At 62.3% G+C, this 15,727-nt stretch carries 16 protein-coding genes; 4 read left to right on the forward strand and 12 right to left on the reverse strand.

The annotated features are described in order from the left end of the window. Window positions 1-44 precede the first annotated feature (44 nt). Window positions 45-620 (forward strand): TetR family transcriptional regulator, encoded by a 576-nt coding sequence (locus ACFWEM_RS23045; RefSeq protein ID WP_378447068.1) that lies wholly within the window; start codon window positions 45-47, stop codon window positions 618-620. A 3-nt stretch (window positions 621-623) separates the two neighbouring features. Here ACFWEM_RS23045 and atzF read toward each other — a convergent pair whose 3' ends face one another. The 12 genes from atzF to urtA form a co-directional block, all read right to left on the reverse strand. Continuing rightward, window positions 624-2,390, reverse strand: a complete 1,767-nt coding sequence (gene atzF, locus ACFWEM_RS23050; protein WP_378537413.1) for an allophanate hydrolase — start codon at window positions 2,388-2,390, stop codon at window positions 624-626. Next, complete coding sequence (locus ACFWEM_RS23055; RefSeq protein ID WP_378537417.1) at window positions 2,350-3,051, reverse strand: GntR family transcriptional regulator; 702 nt, start codon at window positions 3,049-3,051, stop codon at window positions 2,350-2,352. Before ACFWEM_RS23055 ends, atzF begins: the two co-directional genes overlap by 41 nt. Window positions 3,052-3,127: 76 nt before the next feature. Then, complete coding sequence (locus ACFWEM_RS23060; protein ID WP_378537419.1) at window positions 3,128-3,661, reverse strand: carboxymuconolactone decarboxylase family protein; 534 nt, start codon at window positions 3,659-3,661, stop codon at window positions 3,128-3,130. After that, window positions 3,658-4,464, reverse strand: a complete 807-nt coding sequence (locus ACFWEM_RS23065) for an SDR family NAD(P)-dependent oxidoreductase (protein WP_378537422.1) — start codon at window positions 4,462-4,464, stop codon at window positions 3,658-3,660. Before ACFWEM_RS23065 ends, ACFWEM_RS23060 begins: the two co-directional genes overlap by 4 nt. Window positions 4,465-4,561: 97 nt before the next feature. Next, on the reverse strand, window positions 4,562-5,815 hold the full coding sequence (locus tag ACFWEM_RS23070; RefSeq protein WP_378537424.1) for an MFS transporter: 1,254 nt from the start codon (window positions 5,813-5,815) through the stop codon (window positions 4,562-4,564). A 9-nt stretch (window positions 5,816-5,824) separates the two neighbouring features. After that, entirely contained in the window at window positions 5,825-6,814 is a 990-nt protein-coding gene (locus tag ACFWEM_RS23075) for an LLM class flavin-dependent oxidoreductase (RefSeq protein ID WP_378537427.1), read from the reverse strand. A 118-nt stretch (window positions 6,815-6,932) separates the two neighbouring features. Further along, window positions 6,933-7,622 carry a GntR family transcriptional regulator gene (locus tag ACFWEM_RS23080; RefSeq protein WP_378537430.1) on the reverse strand — a complete coding sequence of 230 codons (690 nt, stop codon included), beginning with the start codon at window positions 7,620-7,622 and terminating at the stop codon, window positions 6,933-6,935. A gap of 1 nt (window position 7,623) precedes the next feature. Continuing rightward, the gene (gene urtE / locus ACFWEM_RS23085; RefSeq protein ID WP_050656708.1) at window positions 7,624-8,316 is read right to left on the reverse strand and encodes an urea ABC transporter ATP-binding subunit UrtE; all 693 of its coding nucleotides are present in this window, start codon (window positions 8,314-8,316) and stop codon (window positions 7,624-7,626) included. A 3-nt stretch (window positions 8,317-8,319) separates the two neighbouring features. Next, window positions 8,320-9,156 (reverse strand): urea ABC transporter ATP-binding protein UrtD, encoded by an 837-nt coding sequence (gene urtD, locus ACFWEM_RS23090; protein WP_064688302.1) that lies wholly within the window; start codon window positions 9,154-9,156, stop codon window positions 8,320-8,322. Then, window positions 9,153-10,259, reverse strand: coding sequence for an urea ABC transporter permease subunit UrtC (gene urtC / locus ACFWEM_RS23095; protein ID WP_378537432.1), 1,107 nt, complete (start codon window positions 10,257-10,259; stop codon window positions 9,153-9,155). The genes urtD and urtC overlap by 4 nt, the downstream gene beginning before the upstream one ends. After that, the gene (gene urtB / locus ACFWEM_RS23100; protein ID WP_378537435.1) at window positions 10,256-11,140 is read right to left on the reverse strand and encodes an urea ABC transporter permease subunit UrtB; all 885 of its coding nucleotides are present in this window, start codon (window positions 11,138-11,140) and stop codon (window positions 10,256-10,258) included. The genes urtC and urtB overlap by 4 nt, the downstream gene beginning before the upstream one ends. A 54-nt stretch (window positions 11,141-11,194) precedes the next feature. Beyond that, window positions 11,195-12,451 (reverse strand): urea ABC transporter substrate-binding protein, encoded by a 1,257-nt coding sequence (gene urtA / locus ACFWEM_RS23105; RefSeq protein ID WP_230816876.1) that lies wholly within the window; start codon window positions 12,449-12,451, stop codon window positions 11,195-11,197. 267 nt (window positions 12,452-12,718) lie between these two features. Between urtA and ACFWEM_RS23110 the strand changes: the two genes are divergently transcribed. The 3 genes from ACFWEM_RS23110 (at window position 12,719) to ACFWEM_RS23120 (ending at window position 15,661) form a co-directional block, all read left to right on the forward strand. Continuing rightward, window positions 12,719-13,459, forward strand: a complete 741-nt coding sequence (locus tag ACFWEM_RS23110) for a TetR/AcrR family transcriptional regulator (RefSeq protein ID WP_378537437.1) — start codon at window positions 12,719-12,721, stop codon at window positions 13,457-13,459. A 126-nt stretch (window positions 13,460-13,585) separates the two neighbouring features. Then, entirely contained in the window at window positions 13,586-14,770 is a 1,185-nt protein-coding gene (locus ACFWEM_RS23115; protein WP_378537439.1) for an ABC transporter substrate-binding protein, read from the forward strand. Between the two features lie 15 nt (window positions 14,771-14,785). Next, window positions 14,786-15,661, forward strand: coding sequence for a branched-chain amino acid ABC transporter permease (locus tag ACFWEM_RS23120; RefSeq protein ID WP_054186876.1), 876 nt, complete (start codon window positions 14,786-14,788; stop codon window positions 15,659-15,661). Window positions 15,662-15,727: the final 66 nt, after the last annotated feature.

Genomic DNA, 15,727 nt, shown 5'->3' on the forward strand with positions numbered 1-15,727 from the left:
CGGGTGAGTCAAACGAAATAGTTCGTTCGGTTACCATCATCACTATGGCTCCCACTGATGTGACCGCGACAAAACAGCGAATCCTCGACGCTGCGCAAGAAGAATTCGGCACCTACGGGCTTGCCGGTGCGCGCATCGATCGGATTGCGAAGAACGGAAACGCCAGTAAGGAGCGCCTCTACGCCTATTTCGGCGACAAGGTCGCGTTGTTCCACGCGGTGCTCGACGTCGACTTCGAGCAGGCGATGGAGTCCGTCGAGTTCACCGGTGAAGACATGCCCGCGCATGCCGTCGAACTGTTCGACGCGATGCTCGGCAAACCGCAGATTCAACGGATGATGATCTGGGGTCAACTGCAGGGTGAGGCGCCACGGATGAAGAAGCTGGCCGAGGAACATTCCAGTTGGGTTCCGCGAATGGCCACGATCCGCAAGGCGCAGGACGACGGCATCATCTCGAAGCATTGGGATCCCCAGGACTTGATCACAATGCTGTTCGGCCTCGTGTTCGGCTGGGTGGTGGCACCCGGTGTGGCTGACAACCAGAACGTCGACGCCGACGAGATTGCGCGCCGCCGTGAAGTGGTGCGCGAGGCCGTCACGCGAATCTGCAAGCCCTAGCTGTCAGCGAGCGAGGTACGCGGCCCAACCGCCGTAGTCGGTGATGTCAGCTGCGCCGTTTACGGCGTCATGAGTGCAGCTGAAACCGACAGTCGTTCTGCCGTCGGATAACTCGACGCTCGTGAGCGCCATCGGCGCAGGCAGTGCAGCGAGGAACGTTCCCAGCCCGGCCGGTGAGATCCGGAAGATCTCGCCGACGACCGGTGCACCAAGGCCGGGACCGCGGCGCACCAGGCCGGGCTTCGGTGGCGTCGTGGCGAGAGCGAAGAGTCGGTAGGCATCCGAGGTCGTGACAGTTTCGACGTACCGCGCACCGAGATCGACCAACTGTGTGTTGAGGGGTTGCCCGCGCAGGTGAGCACCGAACACTGCGAGGTCGATTCCGGTGTCCACGAGGGTAGGTGAAGGCACACCGCCGAGTCGCGCAGCGAGGTCGATGGCGATCTGGTCGTCGAAAGCGGGTACGACGAACATGACGCCGAACGGGTGATCTTCGGCAGTGCGGTGCCCGGGCGCCGCGACGGCTGCCATGTCGAGCAGGTTGCAGAAGTTTGTGAAAGTTCCCATCCGGCGGTTGATTCCGAACGGATCCTCGGTCACGGCAGCGATGGTCGGATGTTCGGTGGTGGTGGGAAGCAGTAGGGCGTCGAACCCGGCGAGGAGTTCCCGGGCAGCGGCCTTGGCGCGGGTGAGAGCATCGAGATCGTCGACTAGCTGGTATCCGGTGGGGTGCTTCGCGCCGAGCACGATGTCGGACACCGCGGGATCTGCTCCGGCAGGACGAGTTTCGAGGAACTCGCCGGCAGCGGCGTACCGCTGCGCCACCACGGCGCCGTCGTAGAGCAATCGGGCCGCATCGAGCAGTCCGGAGATGTCGACCGTCTCGGTCTCGGCGCCGCCCGCTACCAGAGCCGCCGCGGTGTCCTGGAACGCTGCCAGATACGACGGGCTCAGCTGTGCCAGATCCTCGATTCGGGGCACGGCGACACGGGGATTCGGCGCTGCCGCGAGACGAACATCGGAAGGCCAGATTCGGCTGCGGGGATCGCGCGATTCGTGGCCGACCATGATTGCCGCTGCCGCGGTTGCCGATTCGAGGTCGCCGGCGAACACGGTCAAAGCGTCGTAGTCGACGCAGGCGGGTACGACTCCGTGGACGGGGATGACGCCGAGCGAAAGCTTGAGTCCGTAGATCCCGTGGAACGCTGCCGGGACACGGCCGGAACCGGCAGTGTCGGTGCCGATTCCGATGTCTGCAATCCCCAGTGCGACAGCGACGGCGGATCCAGAACTACTACCACCCGAGATCAACTCTTCGTTCCAGGCGCAGCGAACGGCTCCGTAGGGGCTCCGCGTTCCGACCAGTCCGGTGGCGAACTGGTCGAGGTTGGTCTTCCCCAGAACAACAGCGCCGTGCTCGATCAGCCGCGCAACGGCGGAGGCAGTCTCGTCCGGTGCATAGGCGAATTCGGGGCACGCCGCTGTGGTCGGCAGACCGGCGACGTCGACGTTGTCCTTGACGGCGACCAGACTCCCGGCCAGGGGAAGCTGTTCGCCTGCGGCGAGTCTGGCCTCGACCGAGGCGGCGTCGGCAAGCACATCGTCCTTGCTGCGCAACGTGATCCAGACTTCGGGGCGATCGACCTCCTCGATCCGGTGGAAAGCCTGCTCGACCCGGGCAGTCGGGGTGAAAACTTCTGCTGCGACGGTCATGTGTGTACTGCTCCGATCAGTCCGTGATGTGGGCGAGTGAGAGCGCGGTGATCGCACGGGTCACCCGGTCGAGAACGACGTCGAGAGACTCGCCGATGTGTTGGTGCAAAAGAGTGCGGGCCTCGGGCAGGTTGCCGGCAAGTAGTTGTTCGAGGATGCGAATGTGCTCCGCGATCGAGGTGTCGATGCGGCCGTTGACCATGAAGTCGTACATCCGAACGTGCCGGATACGGGAGTTCACGGACAGCAGTGACGCGACCAGTTCGTTGTTGCCCGACGCCCTCAGCACAGCGACGTGGAACTCCTCGTCCAGTTCGACGAACCCCGGCTCCTGAGCCGGCGGATCGAGAGCAAGGGCACGCCACCGCGCCAACTCGTCGTCGAGAATTGTTCGGTCGTGCTGGATCGTCGGATCGGCGATCGCCCGGGTAATTCCTTGCAGCTCCAGAGTGATTCGGAGTTCGTACAGATCTCGGATCCGCGGGATGCTCGGGCGCACGGCGGAGAACCCGTACTCTTCCCGGCGCAGGAGTCCATCGGCACACAGCATCGTCAGCGCCTCCCGTACCGGAGTGCGAGAGATACCGAAACGCGTGGAGAGCTTCGGTTCCGTCAGACGCTGATCGAACCCGATGGTCCCGTTGACCAGTTCGGTACGTAGTTCCCGGTAGACCACCTCACGAAGTGGCTCCGGTGCCGTATTCGTCCCTGTCGACATACCTGTATACGCTATTGATCAGGTGTTTCGTCCAGATGTCTTCGGGTAAGAGCTGAGTTACGGCCGCCGCGGAACTTCAGGAGAAGTCGCGCTGAACCCGCAAGGTTCCGATCGTGGTGGCCAGGCCGTCGTACTGAGTGACCAGCAAGGTGAATTCGATCAACCGACGATCGTCGAGATGCTGCGAGAGCGTTCCCCACGTGTTGTCGGTGATGTCCTTGGCGGTGACCAACTCGTCGACCGCAGTCAAGATCGCACGGTGACGCGGACTCAACTCGGAAGCGTCAGGGCCCTCGATGATTCGGGCCAGTTCTTCTGCGTCGATTCCGGCTTTGCGGCCGAGCCTGGTGTGGTGATCCATCTCGTAACCGCAGTCCCGCAGGTGCGCGACTCGCAGGATGATCAGTTCGGTGTCGTGCCGAGAGATCTTGCCGCCGGGCATGAGTGAGCCGGAGTAGTGCAGCCAACCGCGGAAGAGTCCGCCCGTGCGCCCCAAGGTGCTGAACAGATGCGCATCGGGTGCTCCGGCAGCCTTCGACAGGACACGCCAAATTCCCCAGTTGATCGGACCGAGGTCCTTGAATCGGCCGGGCGGGATACGGGGGTTCATGCGACTCCACGGATGTGAGAGGGACGGAGGTCGATAGCTCGTTGCGCGATGTGGCGAACCGCGGCGCTGCGGCGGGGCGCGTGTACGCGTGACTTCCGGCCGACGATACCGCGCTCGAACGCGTCGACGGCGTCAGCGACGGTCGTGGTGCCGACGCTGGCGAGGGTTCCGCGTGCTCCGTCGAACGACAGTGCGGTGGTATCGGTGTCGATGTCGCCGATGTACGCGACGCCCACCTTGGTGCCGAGGTGTTTCATTTCCAAGCGCAACGCGTCACCCAAGGCTTCGACGCCGGCGCGCGAAGCACCGAACGGTCCGCGAAGCGGATGCTTGGCGGCGCCGTGAGCCGAGGTGACCACCAGGGCGTAACCGTTTTCGTGACTGATGTGCGGACCGGCTGCGCGCAGGGTGTAGTACGTGCCCATGAGATTGACTTCGACGGCGCGGCGCATGTCCGCAGGGTCGCCGCCGAGGATCGAGGAGTTCGCCTCGACACCGGCATTGGCGACGACGACGTCGATGCCGCCCAGCTCCCCGGCTATGTAGTCGACGCCGCGAGATACCTGCGCGAGGTCGGCGACATCGCACAACTGCCAGGGCGCGCGGCCGCAGGAGGTGGCGACTTGTTCGAGAAGTTCCGGCTCGAGGCCGAGCAGTCCCACGGACGCACCACGGTCGTACAGGCGTCTGGCCAGCGAAGAACCGATATTGCGGGCGGCGCCGGTGATCAGGATGCGCCGACCCGTCAGATCGTCGGCACTGCTCTTGCCCGATTCGGCCTTGCCCGCCTCGCTCTTACCCATGTGCTGTGTCCCTACGCAGTGACCTTCTGGTCCTCCGACGCTAACACCGCCGGGTAGCTGCGACTGCAAGTACCGCCAACTCTGTCCGAATGGACGCTCAGACCGATGCGGCTTCGAGACGAGGATGTGACGCGGAAGCCTGTGTCGACCGCAATCGGCGGAATCGGACCACGGCAACGACGGCGGCAACAGCGGCGAGGATCACCAACGGCAGTGACGGACCCATCGTGGGTTCGATGACGACCAGCAGCACCGGTAGTCCGAATCCGAGATAGGTGCCGACGTAGAAGATCCCGGTCAACGCGCCCCGCGAGGCTGGGGGAGCCAGCGACTCGAGATCCAACAGGCCTTCACGCAGGCACAGTCCGTAGGCCGTACCGAGGACGAGCGCGCAGACGATGAACAACCCGAGCCCGGGGCGTGCACCGCCGACCGCGACAAGAAGGTATCCGAGTGCCGCCAGTGCGGCGCCGACCGTGCCGGCCTGGGGACCCCAATTGCGATGACGCGCAGCGGTTTGAACCAGGATCCCGGCACCGAGAGTCAGCGCCGCCGCGAAACCCGGAAGGAGCGGTCCGGAGTAGCGGTCTCCGAGCCTGGCCGTCATGGTCACGAAAGACACTGTTGCGCTGGCGAACACCCACGGAGCCAACGGAAGTGCCCAGAGCAGAGCAGATGCGACGGAGCGCTCCGCGCCGTCTGGTGCATTTGCGACGGAGCGCTCCGCGCCGTCTGGCGCATTTGCGACGGAGCGCTCCGCGCCGTCTGGGACGGGTGTGATGGTCGCGGCTTCTACGGGAACAGGAGTACGACTCCACACAGCCGCCGCGGCAACGGCACCCACCGACAAGACGGCCGAGACGACAAAGGGCGTGGCGAGCGGGAAAGCGGCAAATTCCGCCAACAGACCCGAAAACAGCGGTCCCAGTGCAAAACCCGAGGTAAGTACGACGCCCGCCATGACGGTGCCGGACTTGCCGCGAAGGTCGGCCGCCCACGCGGTACCGGCGCCGATCGCCAGACCGGCACCGATACCGACGACAAGGCGTCCGACCATGAGTCCCGGCGCGTCGTGCCAGAGAAGAAGAATCAAGGTTCCGAGCGAGGCTATGAGCGCACCGGGCAGGACAACGACAGCTCGACCGACGCGGTCCGACACAGCTCCACCGGTCAACAGGCCGGGCAGCAGCCCGAGCGCGTAGATGCCGAAAACACCGTCGAGCACGGTGTGCGAGAGGCCCTCGTCCACCCGGAGAACCGGGATGAGAGAGGCAAAGTGGTTGGCGGCCCAACCCGTCGAAAGCAGAACGGCCAGTACCGAGATGAACCCGCGACGGGAAGGATCGCCCATACCGGCAGCTTAGGCGGGCACCAGATCGCTCACGTCGGCGAGGAGTTCGAACGCGCGCAACCATGCCTCGCGGTTGGTGCCGGTCGACACCGTGATCAGCTCGTCGGCCTGCGCATGCTCGGTGAACTCGTCGAGGTAGGCGCGGACCTCCGTGGGCGTGCCGATGGCGCTGTACTTGGTCATCTGCAGAACCTGCTGACCGGCGGGGGAGTCGAGCAGCATGTCCGCCTCGTCATCCGTGAACTTGCGTCCACGTCCGAGAAGGAGGCTGACGCGCGAACGCTTGGCCGCGAGGAAGTCCTGCTGAGCCTGCTCATGCGTGTCGGCGGCGATGACGTTGACGCCGGCGATGACGTACGGCTCTGCCAACTGCTCCGACGGCTTGAACTCGCGGCGGTAGATCGCAACGGCATCGCGCAGGGCGTTGGGAGCGAAGTGCGAGGCAAATGCATACGGCAGGCCGAGCATCGCGGCGAGCTTGGCGCCGAACAGTGACGATCCGAGAATGTAGAGCGGAACGTGAGTGCCCTTGCCGGGAACGGCGTTGATTCCGGGGACGCGTGAGGTGTCGCCGAGGTAGCCCTGAAGCTCGAGTACGTCCTGCGGGAAGCTGTCCGAAGAACTCGGGTCGCGTCGCAAAGCCTGCATCGTCTTCTGATCACTACCGGGTGCGCGGCCGAGCCCGAGATCGATACGACCCGGGTGCAGAGTCTCGAGGGTGCCGAACTGCTCGGCGATCGTCAGCGGCGCGTGGTTGGGGAGCATGATCCCACCGGCGCCGAGGCGGATTTTGCTGGTGTGCGCGGCGACGTGGCTGATCAGAACACTCGTAGCCGAAGACGCGATGGAACCCATGTTGTGGTGCTCGGCGTACCAGATTCGCTTGTAGCCCCACTCCTCGGCACGCTGCGCCAAGGTGACGCTGGCGTCGAAGCTGTCTTTGGCGGTTTCGTTGTCGCCGATGTGGGCGAGATCGAGGATGGAAAGTGGGACGGCCATGAATGTGGTGCCTTTCTCAGCGAATAGAACGCAAGTGTCGTTGGAAGGTGCAACCATCTGGCGGGCTTTCCTATTTCCGAGAGACCACGTCACCCTCGAGTCAGCGATACGAACCTGATCAATTCCGCACGGCATTGGCCATAGCGGCCAACGAGAGGGCTTGGCGGGCGCGGTCGAGGACAACCGCGCGAGATATGTCGATGTGCGATACCAGTGCCTCGTGCGCTTGCGGAATCTTGCCGTCCAGAACCAGTTCGACGACGGATATATGTTCCTCCACGGTGGCCTTCATACGGTCGGGAGTCAGGTAGTCGAACATCCGCACAGGGCGCAGCTTCGAGTTGACGGCCTGAAGAGCGTCGACCAGTGCGTGGTTGCCGGACGAGGCGAGGAGCGCAATGTGAAACTCCTCGTCGAGGGTCACGAAACCGGCGTCCGGCGACGGCATCTGTTTGCGAAACGCGTACCACCGGTCCAGTTCGGAACCGAGCGCGTCTTTGTCATGGACGGGGGCTTCACCGTCGAGTACCCGCCGAAGCCCGTGAACCTCGAGGAGTACGCGCAGCTCGTAGAGGCCACCCAACTCGTCGAGGTGCGGTCGGTACGGAAAGAGGCCGTGTTCGTCGCGTTCGACGAGCCCGTCGGATTCCAACTTTGCGAGCGCCTCGCGGACCGGTGTTCGCGAGACGCCGTAGAGATGAGCCAACCGTTCCTCACCGAGTCGTTCGGATGGCGCGATCTGACCCGACATCAGATCGTTCCGGATCGAGCGGTAGACCTGCTCGCGCAGCGGCGGCCGCACACTCATGTCAGATTGCCATCGCTCGACGAACCGCGTCGGTGGACGTGGTGCCGCCCTCACCGGTCGAGGTCACGTGTCCGGCCGCGAGAATGCTGTAATGCTGCGCAGATTGGAGCGCGAAACCGATGTGTTGCTCCACGAGGAGGACACCGAGATCGCCTCGCTCGGTGAGTTCCATGACGGTCCTTTCGATTTCGGCGACCACATTGGGCTGAATGCCCTCGGTCGGCTCGTCCAGGATGAGGATCTTGGGTTCGGTGATCAGTGCGCGAGCGATGGCAAGCTGCTGTCGCTGCCCACCGGAGAGAAGCCCGGCCCGTCGATCGAGCAGCGTGGTGAGTGCCGGAAACAGATCCAATGCCTCTGCGATGAGTGCTTTTCCGCGTTTGCGCCCGTCGGCGACCACTCGAAGATTCTCGGCAGTTGTCAGTTGTCCGAACGACTGCTGACCCTGGGGTACGTAGGCAAGTCCGCGAGCGACACGGGCGCTGGGCCGCAGACCGGTGATGTCCTCACCGTTCAGAAGTACCTTTCCGCGTGTGGGTTTGATCAGTCCGACGGCGGCGCGCAGCAAGGTGGTTTTGCCCGCACCGTTGTGACCCATGACTGCCGCAACCCCGTCGCTGGGAACCAGTAGGGAAACGCCGTGGATCACTTCGGTACGTCCGTAGCCGGCGCGGATGTCGACGAGTTCGAGCATGATTCAGTCCTCCGGGGTCGGTTCGGTGTCGGCGCCGAGATCGGTTCCGGCAGCGGCTGTGCCGAGATAGACCTCTTGCACCTTGGGGTCGGCTTGGACCTCGGCCACGGTCCCTTCGGCGAGCACTTTCCCAGCGGCGAGCACCGTGACGGACGTGGCGAAGGATCGCATGAAGTCCATGTCGTGCTCGACGACGACGACGGTTCGCGCACCGCCGATGCGCCGCAGAAGGTTCCCGGTCTCCTCGCGCTCCTCGAGGCTCATACCTGCGACGGGCTCGTCGAGCAGAAGTACGGAACAGTTCTGTACCAACAACATTCCGATTTCGAGCCACTGCTTCTGGCCGTGCGCGAGAATGCCCGCGGGAGTGTCCCTGAGGTGCTCCAAACCGGTTGTCTCCAGTGCCTCTTCGATCTCGGGAAGCACACCTTTGCGTTTTCTGAGCAGGTTCCACGGTGATCGGCCGGCTCCGGCCGCGATGTCGAGGTTCTGCAGCACCGAGAGCTCTTCGAAGACGCTTGCCGTCTGGAAGGTTCGCCCGACGCCGAGGCGGGCGATCTTGTGAACCTTCTTGCCGAGCAGTTGCTCGCCGGACTTCGTGATGGAACCCGTCGCGGGAACGAGTCCGGTGATGGCGTCGACCAGCGTTGTCTTTCCAGCCCCGTTCGGGCCGATGAGAAACCTGAGGTCGCCCTGCATGAGGGTCAAGTCGACGCCGTCGACGGCCTTGAAACCGTCGAAGCTGACCGAAAGGTTCCGTACTTCGAGGTACTCGGACGACATTCCGGCGTTGCCGCCCAGTGCCGGTGTGGGTTCGCTGGTGGCGGTTGTGTTGGTCATGACGACACCTCCACTGGTTCGGGTTGGGAGACCTTGACCGGCGGGTCGGCCGGGGTCTCACGCTTCTTGCGGTGGCGCATCAGGGCGAACAATCCGGCCACACCTGCCGGGAAGAACCCGACCACGACGATGAACATCAACCCTTGTGCGTAGATCCATCCCGAAGGGAGTTTCTCCGAGAATGTCGACTGCGCCCAAGCGACGCCGATCGCACCGAGTACCGGACCCAGAAGCGTTGCGCGGCCACCGATCGCGACCCCGATGAGGAAGGCGATTGACGGAACGATCCCGACGTCGGCGGGGGAGATGATGCCCACGATCGGAACGAAAAGCGCGCCGGCGATACCGGCGAGGAACGCCGCGGTCACGTAGGCGACCAGTTTGATGTTCGCCGGATCGTATCCGAGGAAACGCACGCGCTCCTCTTGATCGCGGACCGCGACGAGCAGTTCGCCGTATCGGGAGTTCATCAGCTGGCGAATCAGAGCTACCGACGCGAGAAGAACTCCGGCGGCGATGAAGAACAACATCTGCTTGTTCGCCGGATCATTGAGGTTGAAACCGAAGAACGTGCGAAAGCGGTTGAGGCCGTTGCTGCCACCGATCGATTGTTGTCCGATCAAGAGGATCGCAAAAGCTGCGGCGAGTGCTTGCGAGAGGATTGCGAAGTACGCGCCCTTGACCCTCCGCTTGAACACGCCGAGTCCGAGGAGAAAGGCAACAGCGGCCGGCAGGAAAAGGATGGCGAAGATCGCCACGAATGGCGAGGCGAACGGTTGCCAGTATCCCGGCAGTTCGGTCTTGCCGGCGATGGACATGAAGTCCGGGACAGCGTCGCCCTTGAGTTCGGCATCGGCGATCTTGAGGTGCATTGCCATCACGTATGCGCCGATTCCGAAGAACACGCCCTGGCCGAGCGTGAGCATTCCGCCTCTGCCCCAAGCCAAACCGATGCCGACAGCGACTATGGCGAAGCACAGGAATTTGGCCAACAGTGACAACCTGAAGTCCGAGAGTACAGCCGGAGCGATGGCGAACAGCACGATCGCGGCGAGAGCAAAACCGCCCCACACCCGAGTTCGGGAATTGTTCAGGATGCTCATACGAGGCTCCTCGTCTTGACTACGAACAGGCCCTGTGGCCGGACTTGAAGGAAGACGACGATGATGACGAACACGATCACCTTCGCGATCGACGCCGTCGTCGAGTACTCGATGAACGAGTTCAAGATGCCGAGGGCGAAGGCTGCGATCACAGCTCCCTTCATCTGACCGAGACCGCCGACGACAACAACCAGGAAGGCGTCGATCAGATAGGACTGGCCGATGGTCGGGCTGGTGGAACCGATGAGCGTCAACGCGACACCCGCTACGCCGGCGAGCCCGGATCCGAGGAAGAAGGTCGTAATGTCCGTACGACGAGAAGAGATTCCGCTCGTCTCGGCCAGATCGCGATTCTGTACGACGGCGCGGATGCGTCTACCCATCGACGACTGCTTCAGCGCGACCGAAAGCGCGATCACCGCAGCGATCGCCAATACCAAAATGAAGATGCGGGTCTTCGGGACCACGGCGCCGAAGATGTCGACCCCACCCGAGAGCCAGGTCGGTGCCGAAACATTGACTGCCGGCGCCCCGAAGATGTCTCGTGCCAACTGCTGAAGGATCAATCCGACGCCGAACGTCACCAACAGGGTGTCGAGGGGTCGGTGGTACATCCGCGATACCAGGACCACTTCGAGTACGACACCCATCAGTCCGCCGACGACAAAACCGACGAGGAGAGAAATGATCAACGATCCCGTTGCATTCGAGATCACCTGCTGCACTACGTATGCGGTGTAAGAGCCGGCCATGATGAACTCGCCGTGTGCCATGTTGATGACACCCATCTGCCCGAAAGTGAGAGATAATCCCAACGCTGCCAACAGGAGAATCGATCCGATACTCAAACCCGTGAACAACTGTCCGATCACAACATCCATGACAGACGCTCCACCTCTCTACTCGTCGATTCCGTCAATTCCGCCTTTCCTCGATCAGCTGCCGAGTCCCTCGGCCCAGGGGTAGTTCTTCAAGTACGGATCCGGCTCGATCGGCTGTCCCGAATCCCAGACCGTGTAGATCAGTCCGTCGGAACGGATTTCGCCGATCCGAGCAGTCTTGGTGATGTGGTGGTTGTCGCCGTCGATGGTGACGAGTCCTTCGGGTGCCTGGAAGGTCACACCGTCGGCGTTGTCCTGAATATCCTTGACCGCAAACGAGTTGGCCTTCTCGACGGTGTTCTTCCAGAGGTAGACGGAGGTGTATGCCGCTTCCATCGGATCGGACGTTGGCTTGTCCTGGCCGAACTTCGCCTTGTACGCCGCGACGAACTTCTTGTTCTCGGGGGAGTCGATGGTCTGGTAGTAGTTCCACGCCGTCAGCTGGCCTTCGACGTTCTGGACACCGATACCACCGACCTCTTCTTCCGCGATGGATACGGAGACGACAGGCATGTCGGCAGGCTTCAGACCGACATTCGAGTATTCACGGAAGAACGCGACGTTGGAATCACCGTTGAGTGTGTTGAACACGGCATCCGCGTCGGCAGTGCGCACCTTGTTCACGATGGTGGAGAAGTCGGTCGAGCCCAATGGCGTGTAGTCCTCACCCTTGATCTCGATGCCGTTCGCTGCCGCGTACGCCTTGATGATGCGGTTGGCGGTCTGTGGGAACACGTAGTCGCTGCCAACCAGATACAGCGACTTGACGCCCTTCTCCTTCAGGTAGTCCAGAGCCGGGATGATCTGCTGGTTGGTCGTTGCACCCGTGTAGAAGATGTTCTTGGAATCTTCGAGTCCCTCGTACTGGACCGGGTAGTAGAGCAAAGAGTTGTTGTCCTCGAACACCGGCAGCATGGCCTTACGGCTCGAGGAGGTCCAGCCACCGAAAACTGCTGCGACGCAATCGCTGCTGATCAGTTTCTCGGCCTTCTCAGCGAACACCGTCGGCTCCGATGCGCCGTCCTCTGCCACGATCTGAATCTTCTTGCCCAGCACACCGCCGGAATCATTGATCTCCTGCACCGCCAACGAGATGGAGTCGCGGACCGTCACTTCACTGATGGCCATGGTGCCCGAGAGTGAATTCAGGGAACCGACCTTGATCGTGTCCCCCGAGGTGTCGACGCACGACGTAGCCGTCGAATCTCCCGCTGCGGTGTCTGTTGCCTTGCTTCCGCAGCCGGTGAGAACCAAGCCCAGCGCGGCGAGAGCGGCCGGCGCGGCAAGGGTGCGCTTCGAGAAGGTTCGCATGTACGGGCCTTTCGTGTCGATGGCTCTGGCAGACAATGGCTCTGACAGATCTGTATCCGGGGTGCGTATACAACGCTGTATTCGTCGAGTGCACAGAGTAGGTGGAAGTTGTTGCGGTGGAATGACTGTCGGTGACAAGTGTGTGTCCGGTGTTTCCATTCGATGTCCGGGACCTCACACCGCAGGTCAGCAGGGGTGCGGTGTTAGCATCGACGAGAAATCGATCAAGCACTCGCTTGACAATCGGAACGTCGGAAGGATCTTCTCGTGCGCTCGACCCGACGGGACGAAATACTCGCTCATGCGGCCAAGCTGTTCAGCGAGCGGGGAATCGCCGCGACGACGGTGCGCGACATCGCCGACGAAGTCGGGATCCTTTCCGGGAGCCTTTATCACTACTTCGACTCCAAGGATGCGATAGCAAACGAGATCGTCGTCCGGTTCCTCGAAGATCTCAACGTCCGGTACGAGGACTCGATCGAGCCGGAAGGTTCGGCTCGCGATCGCCTGGCCACGATGGTTTCGGTGTCGTTCGCCTCTGCGGTCGATCACCCGTATGCCACCGAGGTGTATCAGGGCGAGGCCATTCTTTCGTCGCAGCCGGCCGACGCTCCCATCACGGTCCTGGTGCAGAAGGCCCACAGTTACTGGCGATCGGCCATCGCGCGCGGAATTGCCGACGGGGAGTTTCGGGAGGACATCGATCCCGAGCAGTTTCATCGGCTCCTGCGTGAATCCGTCTGGTCCACCGTCGCGCAGTATCGCCCGCAGCTTTCCGAGTTGGCCGACGATCTGCAGCGCAATCTGATCTCGGTATTCCTGGACGGCTTCGCCGCACGTTCCGGCGACGGAGAGCCAGTGGCACGCATTGCGAGGCGCACCACGAAGAAGGATGCGCAGACCGAATCTCCTGACTCTGAATTTGCCGAACTCCGATCTGATGTTGATGAATTGAAGTCCGTCATTCGCGAACTTAGCTCCTCGATCCGGCACCTGCAGAAGCCGTAACACCGCAGTTCCTGCGCGTGTAGTTCGGATTTTGACTATCGGTGTGACCCAGTGCATACTTCTGTCCACAATCGTAAATCAAGCGCTTGTTTGATTTACCAAGCAGAGTTTGGACGGGAGTTCGATGTGAGACTCGGAAAGGCGATTGCCGTCTGCGCGGCAGTGGTTCTCGGGGCGAGCGCGTGCGCATCTGCCGGTGTCATTCCCGAAGACACCATCGTCATCGGTTTGGACGAGGACTCGACCGGCCCCGGTGCCTCGTACAGCACGATCGCCGGCAAGACCGTACGGATGACCGTCGACCTGATCAACCAGGCGGGCGGAATCAACGGTAAGCAGGTCGAATTGGTTGTCGAGAACGACGAGAGCAGCCCCACCAAGACACCGTCGATCATTCGGAAGTTGGTCGATCACGGATCCAGTGCGGTCATCCTCGCAACGGGCAGCGGGTCGGTCCTGCAAGCCAAGTCGATTCTCCAGCAGTCGAAGATTCCTGCGATAGCTCCGGTCGTTCTCAGCGACGCTTTTGCCTCGGCGCCCGACAACGACTACTCGTTCATGATTCCGAACTCGTTGAAGCAGTATGCCCAGGTGTACTGCGGGGCTTTCGAGAAGATGGGGTACAAATCCCTGGGAATTCTCGGTGACGCTAGTGCGTCCATCGACGGAATCATCAAGACCCTGCGGCCGGCGCTCGAGAAATGCGCCAGAGTGACGGCAGTCGAAAAGGCGCCGGTCGATGCCGCGGACATCACCGCACAAGTGTCGCGTCTCTCGGAAACTGAACCGGACGCAATCCTGGTCGCCAGTATCGGCGGGCACTTCGAGATTCTCGCTCACAACACCCTGTCGAAAATCACCCCGCAGACGCAACGCTTCTCACTCGCTTCCATCGGAAACCAGCCTGCATCTTGGGCTTTGGCGGACCCGAAGGCGTTGAGCGGCATGGTGTACATGGGCTCACTGAGTGCGAACAACCCGAGAACCGCCGAACTGCGCAGCAAGGTGCAGGCGGTGAAGGGCCCTGATTATCAACTGACTGCCTACGACGCACAGGCGTACGACGCCGTCATGATGTTGGCAGAGGCCATCGAAATTGCCGGCGATCACCGAGATCGGACGGCCGTCCGTGATGCTCTTCAACAGGTTTCGGCACTTCCCGCCAGCTTCGGCCAGGACGGACTGACACTGTCGTTCTCCCCACAGGATCATCTGGCTCCGGACAGCCTCTGCGGACTGGTGCTCATCGAATTCGGTGAGGACAACAAGCCGGCCCATCCGTGGGATTCCTACCAACCCCCGTGCGGATAACCGAGGAGCCTTGACATGACAGACGCACAACTGTGGCTCGCAGCCATCGAGATCGGTGCATTCTTCTCGCTGATAGCCCTCGGAATGTATCTCGTGGTGGTCGGCGCCGACTTCTTCAACTTTGCGATGGGCCCGTACGCGATGGCTGCGGCCATGGCGTCGAGTTGGGTCGCGATCAACTACGGGCTCGCTCTCTGGATTGCCATGCCGCTGGGGATCGCGGTGGCAGTGGCGTTGTCGATTCTGACGGAAAAGCTTGTGGTCAAGCAGGTTCAGAAGCGCTCGGGTCGGGGGGAACTACCGGCGTTGGTGGCTGTGACCGCGGTCCTGTTCGGGATCCAGCAGCTCGCCGGCACGGTCTTCGGCCGCACACCGCTTCCCGGACAGAAGATCTTCGACTTCGATCCGATATCGGTGCTCGGCGCCACCGTCGACAGTTCGACCGTAGTACTCGTCGTCGGAACTGCTCTGATCTTCGTCGGTATCGGACTGTGGCTGAACCGGTCCACCTCAGGCCGTCTGCTTCGCGCCGTCGGCGACAGTCCGGATGCCGCCCGTGTCCTGGGGTTGCCGGTGGACCGTGTCCGGCTCATCGCGTTCACCCTCGCCGGTGTGATCGCCGCCGTTGCCGGACTTCTGTTCGCTCCCAAGGCCGGTGTTCAGTTCACGAGCGGCCTGTCGTGGACCCTGACGGCGTTCATCGCGCTTGTCATCGGCGGTACCGGCCGGAGTTGGGCTCCGCTGATCGGCGGAATGGTGTTGGGCGTCGTCCAGGTATTCGCCCCGTACTACTTCGGTGCGAGTGCTGCTCAAACCGCGATTCTGTTGATCGCGCTGGTGTTCTTCGCTTTCCGTCCGGAAGGCCTGCTCTCGAGGAAGGTTCGCGTCTGATGGCCTCGCTTTCTACCAGTCCGCTCACGTCAAGTCCGCCCACTTCAGGTGGCGGTTCCCGGACGA

Origin of the sequence: Rhodococcus sp. NPDC060176 (assembly GCF_042728675.1) — a bacterium.
Taxonomy (GTDB): domain Bacteria; phylum Actinomycetota; class Actinomycetes; order Mycobacteriales; family Mycobacteriaceae; genus Rhodococcus_F.

Excerpts from the sequence above, each read along its gene's own strand:
- ACFWEM_RS23055 (WP_378537417.1), bottom strand. The coding sequence starts at position 3,051 with ATGTCGACAGGGACGAATACGGCACCGGAGCCACTTCGTGAGGTGGTC.
- urtC (WP_378537432.1), bottom strand. The coding sequence starts at position 10,259 with ATGAGCATCCTGAACAATTCCCGAACTCGGGTGTGGGGCGGTTTTGCT.
- ACFWEM_RS23120 (WP_054186876.1), top strand. The coding sequence starts at position 14,786 with ATGACAGACGCACAACTGTGGCTCGCAGCCATCGAGATCGGTGCATTC.
- ACFWEM_RS23080 (WP_378537430.1), bottom strand. The coding sequence starts at position 7,622 with ATGAGTGTGCGGCCGCCGCTGCGCGAGCAGGTCTACCGCTCGATCCGG.
- urtB (WP_378537435.1), bottom strand. The coding sequence starts at position 11,140 with ATGGATGTTGTGATCGGACAGTTGTTCACGGGTTTGAGTATCGGATCG.
- ACFWEM_RS23045 (WP_378447068.1), top strand. The coding sequence starts at position 45 with ATGGCTCCCACTGATGTGACCGCGACAAAACAGCGAATCCTCGACGCT.
- urtA (WP_230816876.1), bottom strand. The coding sequence starts at position 12,451 with ATGCGAACCTTCTCGAAGCGCACCCTTGCCGCGCCGGCCGCTCTCGCC.
- ACFWEM_RS23070 (WP_378537424.1), bottom strand. The coding sequence starts at position 5,815 with ATGGGCGATCCTTCCCGTCGCGGGTTCATCTCGGTACTGGCCGTTCTG.
- ACFWEM_RS23060 (WP_378537419.1), bottom strand. The coding sequence starts at position 3,661 with ATGAACCCCCGTATCCCGCCCGGCCGATTCAAGGACCTCGGTCCGATC.
- urtE (WP_050656708.1), bottom strand. The coding sequence starts at position 8,316 with ATGCTCGAACTCGTCGACATCCGCGCCGGCTACGGACGTACCGAAGTG.
- ACFWEM_RS23075 (WP_378537427.1), bottom strand. The coding sequence starts at position 6,814 with ATGGCCGTCCCACTTTCCATCCTCGATCTCGCCCACATCGGCGACAAC.
- ACFWEM_RS23065 (WP_378537422.1), bottom strand. The coding sequence starts at position 4,464 with ATGGGTAAGAGCGAGGCGGGCAAGGCCGAATCGGGCAAGAGCAGTGCC.
- urtD (WP_064688302.1), bottom strand. The coding sequence starts at position 9,156 with ATGACCAACACAACCGCCACCAGCGAACCCACACCGGCACTGGGCGGC.